Below are 12,322 nucleotides of genomic sequence, written 5' to 3' on the forward strand. Positions count from 1 at the left end.
GTGCCGTATAAACGAGAAAAGCCGGTTTCCATAAACCGGCTTTTCTGTTCAGATGACCTGTATCACCCCTCTACTTCCTCAACATAATCCCACATTTGCTGTAGTTGCTCGCTGAAGCCATTATTCAGCAGCGGGAAGCGGTGGAAGGTTTTCGGATCAAGCGATACCTGTTCGATGTGGAAACCGGCGCGGGTGCCGTAGCGTTTCCACGGATTGCGGCAGAACAGTCTGAACCAGCGTTCAACATAAGCAGCCAGTTGGCGCATGTCGTGTTCTTTGTCGAAGCCGTTGAGCATCAGTTCCACCAGAATGCTCTTTGGCCACATCTGGCGGGCCAGGTAGCAATCCATGATGAAATCGCACACCACGTAAGGCATCAGATCCGCTTCATCGGTCTGCTCTTCCGGGCGCAGTTCCGCAGTAGGCTGCTGTACGTTCACGCGGTGCATTTCTTTCAGTTGATGACGGGCACTTTTACCGTCAACAGACAGCGGCAGTCCCACTTCTTCCAACCAGCGATTCACCTTACGGATAGTGGTTTTGTTGATACCGGCAATCACAGAAATCACACCGGACGTATCACCATCCATGGTGGCGTAACCCAGTGCTGATTCAGACAAGTTAGAAGTCGCAATCAGCAATTTGTTCTCACGGTTCGCCAGCATCCATACACCCGGACTACGACTGCGGGCCTGAATGTTTTGCATGGCGATATCGTCGGTTTTCCAGCTTAGCGGCCGGTCCGGATATAACCCATTTACCAGCGAGTGATATTGCTGTACCACCGGTTCGATATTCCAGCTATGGAAAGTTGCACCAATTTCTTCCGCCAGATATTTCGCTGCGTTGAACGTGGTTTCAGAGGAGTTATCTGTGCCCTGATATAAGCACAGCAACACCTTCGGCATGGCCTTTTCTTTCAGCCAGGCAATTTTATCTTCGCCCGGCGCGATGGCGTCTATTTTCGCAGCTAACCCTTTCGGCAAGGTCGCCAGGTAATCGTGTACGCCGAGTTGTTCCAGCGCCACGAAATGCGACACATACACCGAAGCCGCCACCAGCGCGGAATCCGCACCGCCGGACAAACTCACCACGTAACCGTCGGTGTGAGTACGGGTAGTCCAGTCCCACAAGCCATTGCCCAGCGCATAGCAGATTTCGGTGTAGGCGTAGTCATCACCACTGAGTGCATCCCAGAATACCGGCAGCTCGTCTTTGGCGGAATCTACGCGGTCGTTGCTGCGTGCAGCCAGCACGGCATCGTTAGGCAGGGTGAGTGACAGTTCGATATCCACCACATTAGTGTCGTCAATATCGATGGTTTCAGAACTGATAACGCGGGAAACACGGTTGGCACTAACATTCACCAGCGTCTGATTCATCACCACGTCGCGCACGTTGAAGCGGTCACCACGGGAAACCACTTTACCTTCTGAAGCAATCAGTGAACCGCCATCGAAAATGCTGGTACCGTTTTCCGTTCCGGCTAAGTTAGCATAGGCGTACACCACGCCAAAGGCACGGGAGCCTTCTTTAATAAACTGCTCGCGGATAAAATTTTTGCCTACCGCGAAGTGAGAGGCACTGGGGTTTAATAATACATCCACGTTACGATGATAGAGATCACGCCCCGGACGGTTTGCCACCCAGGCATCTTCGCAGGTTTCCACGCCAATACGCAGGCCACCGGCATTCACTACCACATCACCAAAAGGCACGTTGAATGTCGGATGATTTACCACCCTGCCCCGTGGCCAGGCTTCAAACCAGCGCGGCTCATAGTGCAAGCCATTACGGGCCAGATATTGTTTACAGGCAAAGCCATGCAGGCCGTCAGCACTGATAAATGCCGTGGTGTTATACACCTGCCCGCCCGGAAACATCACCGGCATGCCCATAGCAATAAGCATGTTGCCGGCATGTTCGCGCTCATGGGCCAGCGCCTGATAGCCGGCGAGCACATCGTTCAGCGCAGCTTCCGTCGCCTGGTTAAATTCCTGGTAACTGAAATTGTCTTCACACCCGTAGCCTGTCAGTGCAAGTTCAGGCATAAGCAGGATATTGATATGGGCGTCCATTGCACGCTCTACGGCGCCAAGGATTCGGGAAACATTGCCCTTAAAGTCGAAAGGAATTTGACGCAGCGCTGCTGTGCCGATTCGGGTGTAATTTGCCATAGGTGATCTTATGCCCAGTCTACTTCGAATACCTTTTTCAGGTAGCTTACAAATTCAGGATCTTCGCAAAGGTTTTTACCCGGCGCATCAGATATTTTCGCCACCGGCTTACCGTTAACCCGTACCAGTTTCATCACGATATTCAGTGGCGTCACGCCGCGAACATCGTTAGACAAAAAGGTACCAATCCCGAATGATGTTTTGATTCGCCCGCGGAACCGCAAAAACAGCGTTACCATGGTTTTAAAATCCAGCCCGTCACTGAAAATAATGGTTTTCGTTCGCGGATCAATATGCAAATTCTCATACATGCGAATCGCCTTTTCCCCGAATTCTATCGGATCACCGGAGTCATGTCTTAAACCATCGAACAGTTTTGCAAAGTACAAATCGAAATCACGGACGAAAGCGTCCATACCAATGGTATCGGTTAACGCGTAACCCAACTGGCCACGGAACTCCTTCACCCAGGCTTCAAGGGTGTGCTTTTGTGAATTCACCAGCTGCACGCCAACTTGCTGGGACAACATAAAAATTTCATGGGCCATGGTACCGATTGGCAAAATGTCGAACTCTTTCGCCAGATGCATATTCGATGTACCGGTAAGAAATTGCGGCACCATGCTTTTCAGCATATCAATAACAGTAAGCTGTGCTTCATAGCTGAAGCGACGACGGGTACCAAACTCAGCAATGGATAAACCGGACAAATCGTGCTTTTCATGCTGTTCTTTCAGCCATTTCACCTTTTCGAATAAAGGCTGACGCACATCCTCGTAGGTTTTGTTTGGATAGTTCCGGCGGTTGTACACTTCTGCCACGGTAGACAATACTGGCATCTCAAAGTTATGTACGTGCATCAGGGGGCCTTTCGCACGAATCGACAACTGACCGTCTTCTTCTGACAAATGCAAAAAGCGTGTCTGATAAGACCACATTCGAAGCCACTCAATGAAGTCTTTCGTGTACCAGGGGATGGATTCCAGCCAGCTTATCTGGTCCGGCGTAAACCGGAGGCCGTCGAGCTTTTCCAGCTCCTGTTGAATTTCAGCCCGGTATGGACGTAAATCCACATCGCTGCGCACCACAAACCGGTATTCCACATCTTCAACATATGGAAACTGGTGCATAAAACACTGCCACATGTTCATTTTGTAGAAGTCGTTATCTAACGCAGAGAAGTTTAAGTGTTCCTTAAACAGAGAATTTCGGGACATGGGTTTGTTTCTTAGTGGATTATGCAGCAAGGGCCTTTTTGACATCGTCGATGGTAGCGGCGATGACAACTCCTGATTCTTTAAGAGATTGAATTTGGGTGTCGATACCGTCAGGCGCAATGCCCCGGCACGCATCAAGGTGCAATATGACAGTAAACCGGCCTGTATTTTGTAGCTGACGGGCGGTAGTAGCGACACAGAAATCTGTCGCCAGGCCACCTACAATTACTGTTGTCACGTCATTACAGCGTAAGTACTCGATTAACCCTGTGGACAGCTTTTCAGCCAGGTCATGGTAACAGGCGCCATAGGGATGAAGGTCGGGAGCCACGCCTTTCCAGACGAAAAAATCGTACTCTGTGGGCGCAGGTAAACCGTCAAGCAGCTCAAAGCCTTTTGTTCCCGGCTTGCAGTGCATTTTAAATGTGCAATCGGTATTCGGATGCTCCAGCGGTTGAAACTGTTCATCGTCGTTCTCCACCCGGAACAAGGCTGCATCACAATGAGAATCGCTGGAACCCACAATGAAATCCGCCAGTGCATTTTGCGCCAGCAACGCCGGTACGATCTCATCTCCGCCCGGAACAGGCAGTTCATCGGGGCATAAAGGGGTAAACCCTTTTTGCGGATCAACGTTAACGGATGCAATTGTCATCAATAAGCTCCTCACTTTTTAAAGAGTATTCTATCAATACCCTTTAAAGTCAATCAAAATTTAATCAATCACTACCTAACCTATTTGGAGTCTTTTAAGTCGTGGTTTTATTTGCCTTTCTGGTAACTAATGAGTATTTTAAAAACACTCATTAAGAAGGTATTCAATATGAAAGTAGCGGTGTTTGGTTCAGCGTTTAATCCGCCCACAAAGGGGCATGCTGATGCGATTGAATCGATTCTGGCACATGCAAATCACTATGAACGGGTAGTGCTCATCCCTTCTTTTTGCCACGCATTCGCGAAAAACATGATTGATTACAGTCACAGGGTTGCCATGCTGAATGCGTTCGTGAGTGATCTTCAGGATGACCGTATACATGCCCTGCCCGTTGAGCATCTCATCAGTGACGGTGAAAGCCCTGTGTACACCTACGATGTACTGTCTTACTTACACAATACGCAGTTTAGCGGCGATCAGCTTACTTTCGTCATCGGGCCGGATAACAAAGCAAACTGGCCGAAGTTTTATAAAGCGCAGGAAATTGAAGAAAAGTGGCATGTTCTGGTGGTACCTGAACGGCAATCTATCCGTTCAACCATGGTCCGTGAGGCGCTGGCAGAGGGGAATGCCGCAACATCGCTGATAACCCCTTCCGTGGCTGACTACATCAACAGGCATCAGTTATATGCGTGAAACTGCTTACCCGACCCCGGTGTGTACCATTGACGCCATTTTATTGCGTATCCGTGCTGATAAGCTGGAAGTTGCCCTGATCCGCCGCCCTGCTGATGCGCGGGTATATGCCAACGTATTAGCATTGCCGGGCGGATTTGTTCATACCGACAAGGATCAGACACTCAACGACACACTCCTTCGCAATTTGCAGTCAAAGGTGGGCCTGAGCCCGTCTTATATCGCTAAACTGGAATTTGAGGGTAACATCAGCCGGGATCCGGAGGGATGGAGTATTACCTGTCCTTATTTGTGTCTGGTGGACGACTCTGCGCCGTGTCTTGAGCATGTTCACTGGCATGATGTCAGCGATTTTCTGCGTGATTCACCCTCACTGACACTGCCGTTTGACCATCAGCAACTTATACAGAAAGCCTTTCAACGGCTTTATCACCGCGCAAAATACAGTACCGAACCCAATTACTTTTTCAAGAATCCGTTTACCCTCTCAGAATTGCAAACGGTGTATGAAATCGTGCTTGGCAAACCCCTGCACAAAAAGAACTTCAGAGACCGGATTGAAGAAAGTATGTCAGTGGAAGAAACCGGTGACAGTAAAATTGTCAAACGAAGCCGGGCCAAACTTTACACCCACAAACACCCGTTAAAGCCCCACTTTTTCTCCCGGGTCATGCAAGGTGCGTTTGATTAATTTTTAAGATTAAGTCTATCAATTAGTCCCGTTACGCACTTTCTGAAATACCGCGCATAATACATTCATTAAATTTAATGGAGAGTTATATTATGAGAGCGGGTATTTCAACTGTCGCTGTGTTGTTCGCTGTTGCGTTTGTTGCAACCTATGTTCTGACTGCAAACCTGGTGATGAGCGGTTTTTCAGCCTTAATGGTGTCATTTTTTCATTTGTGCATCCGCTGGATCCTCACTGAACTGGACCCTTCTTCCGCATCGCTTTAGGTCTGTCTCAGTTTGCGGGTCGTTGTCGTAAACCTCCAGATACGATGAATAACCTCTTTAGTAAAACCATCCGCTTTGCAAATCCGGTAAGCCGTGTCGTATGCTTCTGAACGGGAAACGGGCTGTTCGCCGGCATTGATGCCAGCCAGCCGCATAACACACAACAAGTACCTTTACCGGAACGCATAATGATAAAAATCACCCGAAACAGTCTGGCACTTGCTGTCAGCCTGATGCTGGGCAGCAGTGCTGCACTGGCCGAAACGACAGACAAATCAGAAAACGAAAACTGGGATGTGCTCAAGCCTCCCTTCGCACTTAACAGCGTGGATATTGAAACCAGCGAAACCACCTGGTCCAGCCTGGACATCTCACCGGATGGCAAATTTATGGTGTTCGATATGCTTGGCGATTTGTATAAAGTGCCGTTATCCGGCGGCGCTGCAACGTCGCTAACACAGGATTTTGCCTGGAACATTCATCCCGCCATTTCGCCGGACGGTAAGCATATTGCGTTTATCTCAGACCGCGGCGGTTTGTCCAATGTGTGGGTGATGGATATCGACGGCAGTAATTTGCGTCAGGTGACTACGGAAAAGAAAAACATCATTCATTCTCCGAAATGGAGTCCGGACGGGCAGTACATTGTTGCCACCAAAGGGATTATGTCCAGCCGGAGTATTCCGGCCGGTGAAATCTGGATGTATCACATTGCCGGTGGTGACGGTCTGCAAATCAAAGCCCGCGAGCACGGGAACGCAGACCAGCAAAATATTGCCGACCCGGTGTTCTCACATGATGGCCAGTACATCTATTACACCCACAACACCGTGCTGGGTGCAGGCTTCGAGTACAACAGAGATCCCCTTGAAGGGATTTTCGACATCACCCGCTTCGACCGCGAAACCGGCAAAGAGGACAGTTTTATCAGTGGCACCGGTGGCGCTATTGTACCTGTGCCCTCACCGGATGGTAAATACATCGCCTTTATCCGCAGGGTTAAAAACAAAACCGGGCTTTTCCTCAAAGAGCTGGAAACCGGCCTTGAGAAACCGCTAACCCTTACCCTTGAGCGGGATATGCAGGAAGGCTTTGGTTCAGAAGGCTACTTTGCCTATTACGACTGGATGCCCGACAGCCAGTCTCTGGTTTACTGGACAGGTGGTAAGTTTCACAACATCGACATTAAAACCGGCAATATCGGAGATATTGATGTCAGCGTAAAAGCGACACTGCATTATGCAGATGCACTGCGCTTCGATGTGGATGTGGCACCGGAAGAATTCGATGTAAAAATGATTCGCTGGTCGCAAAAGTCGCCGGACGGCAAAAGTATATTGTTCCAGGCCCTGGGCAAGCTTTATGTTAAAGATATTAAAAGCGGCAAAATGACCCGCCTTACGAAACAAAATGAGCACGATGAATATTTTCCCCGTTATACCAACGATGGAAAGTTCATTGTGTACACCACCTGGAATGACGAAAAGCTGGGTGATGTACGCATAGTTTCTGCCAAAGGTGGCAAAGGGAAAGTGATCACCAAAAAGCCGGGGCATTATGTAGAGCCAAGCTTCTCACCGGATGGCCGTTATGTCGCATTCCGGAAATTCAGCGGCGGCTATTTGTTAGATCCTACTTATTCGGTAGAGCCGGGGTTATATGTGGCTGATTTGAAGAACGACACTGAAGTCAGAGTCAGCGAAAGTGGTGCACAACCCCATTTTGCCGGTGATGATGGTCGTGTGTATTTCACCGAACGCGCCGGCGGTTCTGCTTACCCTGAAACGCAATTGAGCAGCACTAATTTACGCGGTGAAGACAAACGCACGCATTTATACGGCGCGGATAAAGTCAGCGAATATCGTTTGTCTCATGATAAAAAGTGGGTGGCTTTTGTTTACCAGTTCAAGACCTACGTAGCACCATTCGTAGACAATGGTCAGAAAATTACGCTGGGACCGGACATGACATCATTACCGGTTACACAGCTCTCTGCCCGCGCCGGCGAGTACCTGAACTGGAGTCCTGATAGTACGTCGGTAGGCTGGTTCCACGGACCGGTGTATTACGAGCGCGCACTGGAAGATGCATTTACTTTTGTTGCCGGTAAAGAAAAAGATGCACTGCCGGAACCGGAAACCAAAGGCATGAACCTGTCTTTCAAATCGAAGGCAGATAAACCCGGTGGCTACAAAGCGCTGGTCGGCGGCAAAGTCGTTACCATGCGTGATGCAGATAACACACAGGAAGTCATCGAAAACGGCGTAGTGCTTATTCGCGATAACCGGATTGAAGCCGTTGGCTCACTTGACGATATTACTATTCCTGATGACGCCATGCGCATCGATACCCACGGAAAAACCATTATTCCGGGCTTAGTCGATGCCCATGCTCACGGTTCTCAGGGGCGTAACGAAATTATTCCTCAACAAAACTGGGGACAATTTGCCAACGTAGCATTTGGTGTGACCACGATTCACGATCCATCCAACGACACCACTGAAATCTTTGCCGCCTCAGAGTTGCAACGACATGGCGATATTATTGCTCCGCGCATTTATTCCACCGGCGCGATTTTATACGGTGCCGAGTCACTGGGTTATAAAGCCATTATCAACAACTACGATGATGCGTATTTCCATGTTGAAAGGCTGAAAGAAGCTGGTGCGATTTCAGTAAAAAGTTATAACCAGCCCCGTCGGGACCAACGTCAGCAAATTCTGTGGGCTTCACACGAACAGCAGATGATGGTTGTGCCGGAAGGCGGCGGTAAAATGCAGCAGAACCTGACTATGGTGGTAGACGGACATACCGGTCTTGAGCACAGTTTCCCTGTGGCGAAAGGCTATGATGATGTTAACCAGTTATGGGCAGCCACAGAATCGGGTTACACACCAACCTTCGTGGTGTCGTATGGTGGCCTGATGGGTGAAGAGTACTGGTACGACAGAACTGAAGTGTGGAAGAACGAGCGCCTGCTACGCTATGTGCCGTCAACCATTCTCGACAGCCGTGCTATCCGCCGTCCTACCGCACCGGATAACCAGTACAATCACTTCGAAGTGGCAGCGTATGCAAAAACACTGCGCGACAAAGGTGTGAGCGTGCACATCGGTGCCCATGGCCAGCGTGAAGGTTTAGCCGCTCACTGGGAATTGTGGAGTATGGCTCAGGGTGGTTTCACGCCATGGGAAGCCCTGCGTGGCGGAACCATTGACGGTGCCAAACACTTAGGCATGGGTAACGACCTTGGCAGTATAGAAAAAGGTAAGCTGGCCGACTTAGTTGTGATTGACGGTGATGTACTGAGCGATATCCGCAGAAGCGAATTTGTTGAGTATACCGTGCTGAACGGACGGGTTTATGAGGCTGCGACGATGAATGAGGTGGGCAGCCGTAAACAGCGTAAGCCGTTCTTCTTCGAGGCAGATAACAAACTGTTTATGCCGGAAGAGACTGCGCAGGAAATCAACGCCAAAGCGCATATGTATCACTGGAGGCATTGATACCTTAAACCTGTACGGGCGCCTGATAAGGCGCCCTTTTTATTTCATGCTGCTGGCAACGCCATCGCAGGTTTGAGACTGTCAGCGACCTGTTGTGGATCGCGGCAAATAAGATAAACCTCATCCTGCCAGTCTTCAAATGTCGCCATCATTGAATATAACAGCGCCGGCTTACTGAATCTGATGCGCACGTTAGCTTCATCACCCTGCCCCAAAATCAATGCATCACCACAGTCAGCTCTGCTCCAGCTCCCTGCCTCTGCAGACTCAATGGCAGACAGCCTGGCGAACAGGGTACTGTAGAAACCCGGATTGATGACCAGATCATCGTCCTGAATATACAGCGAGAAATGCTTTCCTATACGGATACTGGCAATGGCAGAAATCATCGTCCAGAGGATCAGGCTGCAAACGATAACCGCTGCGGTATGACTCCATTCAGCCAAAAGCCAGTATGAAAGCGCAGCCGCAAACACTATTCCGCCTGTCAGCACGCATTGATAAATCACGCTGTCTGATTTGGTATGTAGTTTCCCCACGGGCGACACATGCCGGCGGGTAAACCGGGGAATGGCATAAAACCAGGATGCCGGTTCATGGGCCCATAAAACAGCAGTCATTCGTTTTTTGTCATCCTCTGCATACGCTTTATGAGCATGCAATCTCGGATCACCGGGAAGATGGCGGGCTTTCCACAAGCTTTTAACCACCATATAAACCAATGCAAATTCGAGAATAATAAGCACTGCCGCAATGGGATAACGTAGCCAGGAAATAAACTCAAAATAAGCAGCAAGATCTTCAGGGAAGGTGTACCGCGCGGCCACCGCCGCGAGACTAAAACTGATGATTATTTTCCACAGTTTCTGTTTGCCTTTCACAACAACACAAACATAGTACGCTGCAGGCAAAACAATAAAATACAGGCCTGCAAAAAGTGCGGTGAGCCACTTATCCTGCGGTAACCGGATTGTGTCAGGTAGAAAGTAATAGCCGCCGGCAAATGTAGCGACCATCAGAACGAAATAGATAAGACGATACTGAGCAGATTTCTGCATAGCAACACTCCCTGTTTGCTTAACCATGCCACCGGTAAAGTTTACTGCATGGTCAGTTCTCTGCGCAAAGGGAGATCAGTTTCAGAATGTTACCCGCACGGCGTCTCAGTTACCGGTTACGTCCGTATTGTTCGTGAGATGACACCCAGTCAGATGAAGAAATGGCCGAAGCCAGCGAGATCTCTCCGGCCAGTGCCACCGCTCCTACAATCTCGGCAAATTTGTACACTTTATTTTTGCCGTAACAATCCATCAGCTCCAGGCACTCTTTCTGTGTACCTATGCCGGTTCCACCGCCGTAGGTAGCAACAATCAGAGAAGGGATAGTCAGCGAGACATATAAATCCCCTTCTTCGGTGAGCTCGGAGTACATGATCCCCGCCGAGGATTCAGAGACATTAGCGACATCCTGTCCCGTGGCAATGAACATGGCGGTGATACCGTTAGGCGAATGCAGGCCGGTGTTATTGACGCCGGATAAAAACGAACCGATACCCGCTACTCTGCCATGATAATCAATTTGTTTTGGTTCCACGCGCATTACGCTAAGTAAATGCTCGCGCTTGATGGTAGCCTCTGCAGTAACCCGTTTTCCCCGGGTCCGCATAATATTTATCTGCGAGGCCTTTTTGTCGGTGGCAAAGTTAGACTCCAGATAAAAATTCACAATCCCTTCGTAGTGATCCATGATCCAGCCACAGGCAGCAAATGTGGCGCGCCCCACCATATTCTGACCGGCGGCATCTCCGGTTCTGTAGTTAAAACGGAGAAACGCAAATTTGTTAGACAGGAAATGGTCGATGTAAGTCAGCTTCGCCACCGAAGATGTCGCTTCTGCTTCCTCACGGATCTTTTCAATATTTTGATTTATCCATTTAACGAAATCCCGTGCCCCGCGCGCATCAGAAAAAACAAAAACCGGTGCCCGTTGCATGGCATCATCAACCACCGTTGCTTTTACACCTCCGCTCATATTCAATAGCTTCATGCCACGGTTATAAGACGCCACCAGCGTGCCTTCAGTGGTAGCCAGCGGCACCACAAAATCGCCTTTCGCATATTCTCCGTCGATGGTGAGCGGACCCGCTATGCCAATGGGCACCTGCGCCACACCAATAAAGTGCTCAATATTGCCTTTGAGTGTGTTGGGGTCGATGGAATAGTTGCCTACATGATTCACCGGCGCGCCGGTTGCAGAAGCGAAATATGCCTGACGGGCTTTGATGATTTCTGCCTGATAGTCGTCATGGAGATCTCTTGGGATCCCCTCCGGTTTGGCACTGATGTCTGAAATGTTGTCTTCGACTTCAAACTTCAGCTTACCGAATGGAGAGGCCTTGAAAGAAAGTCCCAATTTAAGCTTTTCAGGCCCGGCCTTTGCCCGCACGTTCAAAAAAACCGTAATAACTTCCCGTAGCGGAAAAGAAATGTCCCCTTTTGCATTAATTTCCTCGGCAGAGAGCAGCATGTCCGCCCCGACTTTCAGAGTAATTTTCTCTTTCGGAATATGATTGCCATCCAGCACGATATGTAAAATTTCGCTGATACTGGCGTCTTTCAACCGGTTTTTCAGCATAAAGCACAAACCATCTTCCGTTTTTTGCAGACTGCCGTGGGTATACAACTGCTTTAAAAGCATGCTGGGGATAAACATGAGGCACTTCCTTTTTAATGGCTGACGCTTTTTGAGACGCGCTTATTATCAATGTAATACAGTAGCGTCAGTTAACAACAATTTCACTTCTTTCCCGGTCAAACCAGCCACTGGGTTGACCCCCGTCAACCTTTCAGGACTTGCCTGAAACGGACATGACTTAACAAAAACGGACATAACGCACATTTTTTGTACACAAATTATCCAGTGTCCGTGATTTGAAAGCCTACGGCACTGCTTCTTGTAAATTTAATTCCGTCAGCAGGACGCTGATGTGTTTTCGACAGATTGCCCCTGTTACCGGAAAAGGAGGTGTCAGGGACTACGATGCCAGGGATTCAATTGATCAGTTAAGGATGCTGTTCAGGGGTAATCTGCCGGACTTTTATTTAGCAAGGAGTA

9 protein-coding genes are annotated in these 12,322 nt (G+C 49.2%); 4 read left to right on the top strand and 5 right to left on the bottom strand.

Annotated elements, in window-relative coordinates; all coding sequences use genetic code 11:
* Positions 1 to 62: 62 nt before the first annotated feature.
* The 3 genes from nadE to ACXAGC_RS15545 are packed head-to-tail and all read right to left on the bottom strand — an operon-like array spanning position 63 to position 4,049.
* Positions 63 to 2,177 carry an NAD(+) synthase gene (gene nadE, locus ACXAGC_RS15535; protein WP_474845237.1) on the bottom strand — a complete coding sequence of 705 codons (2,115 nt, stop codon included), beginning with the start codon at positions 2,175 to 2,177 and terminating at the stop codon, positions 63 to 65.
* Between the two features lie 8 nt (positions 2,178 to 2,185).
* The gene (pncB, locus tag ACXAGC_RS15540) at positions 2,186 to 3,394 is read right to left on the bottom strand and encodes a nicotinate phosphoribosyltransferase (RefSeq protein WP_474845239.1); all 1,209 of its coding nucleotides are present in this window, start codon (positions 3,392 to 3,394) and stop codon (positions 2,186 to 2,188) included.
* A gap of 19 nt (positions 3,395 to 3,413) precedes the next feature.
* A complete protein-coding gene (locus tag ACXAGC_RS15545; RefSeq protein WP_474845241.1) occupies positions 3,414 to 4,049 on the bottom strand; it encodes an isochorismatase family protein in 636 nt (211 codons plus the stop codon).
* A gap of 129 nt (positions 4,050 to 4,178) precedes the next feature.
* Between ACXAGC_RS15545 and ACXAGC_RS15550 the strand changes: the two genes are divergently transcribed.
* The 4 genes from ACXAGC_RS15550 (at position 4,179) to ACXAGC_RS15565 (ending at position 9,208) form a co-directional block, all read left to right on the top strand.
* On the top strand, positions 4,179 to 4,745 hold the full coding sequence (locus tag ACXAGC_RS15550) for a nicotinate-nicotinamide nucleotide adenylyltransferase (RefSeq protein ID WP_474845243.1): 567 nt from the start codon (positions 4,179 to 4,181) through the stop codon (positions 4,743 to 4,745).
* The gene (locus ACXAGC_RS15555) at positions 4,738 to 5,436 is read left to right on the top strand and encodes an NUDIX hydrolase (protein ID WP_474845245.1); all 699 of its coding nucleotides are present in this window, start codon (positions 4,738 to 4,740) and stop codon (positions 5,434 to 5,436) included. The genes ACXAGC_RS15550 and ACXAGC_RS15555 overlap by 8 nt, the downstream gene beginning before the upstream one ends.
* Before the next feature lie 92 nt (positions 5,437 to 5,528).
* A complete protein-coding gene (locus ACXAGC_RS15560) occupies positions 5,529 to 5,702 on the top strand; it encodes a hypothetical protein (RefSeq protein WP_161599083.1) in 174 nt (57 codons plus the stop codon).
* A 233-nt stretch (positions 5,703 to 5,935) separates the two neighbouring features.
* Positions 5,936 to 9,208 carry an amidohydrolase family protein gene (locus tag ACXAGC_RS15565; protein WP_474845372.1) on the top strand — a complete coding sequence of 1,091 codons (3,273 nt, stop codon included), beginning with the start codon at positions 5,936 to 5,938 and terminating at the stop codon, positions 9,206 to 9,208.
* Between the two features lie 44 nt (positions 9,209 to 9,252).
* Here ACXAGC_RS15565 and ACXAGC_RS15570 read toward each other — a convergent pair whose 3' ends face one another.
* Positions 9,253 to 10,266: a hypothetical protein gene (locus ACXAGC_RS15570; protein WP_474845247.1), complete on the bottom strand. Its 1,014-nt coding sequence runs from the start codon at positions 10,264 to 10,266 to the stop codon at positions 9,253 to 9,255.
* 109 nt (positions 10,267 to 10,375) lie between these two features.
* Positions 10,376 to 11,920 carry a hydroxymethylglutaryl-CoA reductase gene (locus ACXAGC_RS15575; protein ID WP_474845249.1) on the bottom strand — a complete coding sequence of 515 codons (1,545 nt, stop codon included), beginning with the start codon at positions 11,918 to 11,920 and terminating at the stop codon, positions 10,376 to 10,378.
* Positions 11,921 to 12,322 lie beyond the last annotated feature (402 nt).

It is taken from the genome of Alteromonas sp. AWJ4_197, from assembly GCF_056160285.1.

Excerpts from the sequence above, each read along its gene's own strand:
- ACXAGC_RS15560 (WP_161599083.1), top strand. The coding sequence starts at position 5,529 with ATGAGAGCGGGTATTTCAACTGTCGCTGTGTTGTTCGCTGTTGCGTTT.
- ACXAGC_RS15575 (WP_474845249.1), bottom strand. The coding sequence starts at position 11,920 with ATGTTTATCCCCAGCATGCTTTTAAAGCAGTTGTATACCCACGGCAGT.
- pncB (WP_474845239.1), bottom strand. The coding sequence starts at position 3,394 with ATGTCCCGAAATTCTCTGTTTAAGGAACACTTAAACTTCTCTGCGTTA.
- ACXAGC_RS15570 (WP_474845247.1), bottom strand. The coding sequence starts at position 10,266 with ATGCAGAAATCTGCTCAGTATCGTCTTATCTATTTCGTTCTGATGGTC.
- ACXAGC_RS15550 (WP_474845243.1), top strand. The coding sequence starts at position 4,179 with ATGAGTATTTTAAAAACACTCATTAAGAAGGTATTCAATATGAAAGTA.
- nadE (WP_474845237.1), bottom strand. The coding sequence starts at position 2,177 with ATGGCAAATTACACCCGAATCGGCACAGCAGCGCTGCGTCAAATTCCT.
- ACXAGC_RS15565 (WP_474845372.1), top strand. The coding sequence starts at position 5,936 with ATGCTGGGCAGCAGTGCTGCACTGGCCGAAACGACAGACAAATCAGAA.
- ACXAGC_RS15545 (WP_474845241.1), bottom strand. The coding sequence starts at position 4,049 with ATGACAATTGCATCCGTTAACGTTGATCCGCAAAAAGGGTTTACCCCT.
- ACXAGC_RS15555 (WP_474845245.1), top strand. The coding sequence starts at position 4,738 with ATGCGTGAAACTGCTTACCCGACCCCGGTGTGTACCATTGACGCCATT.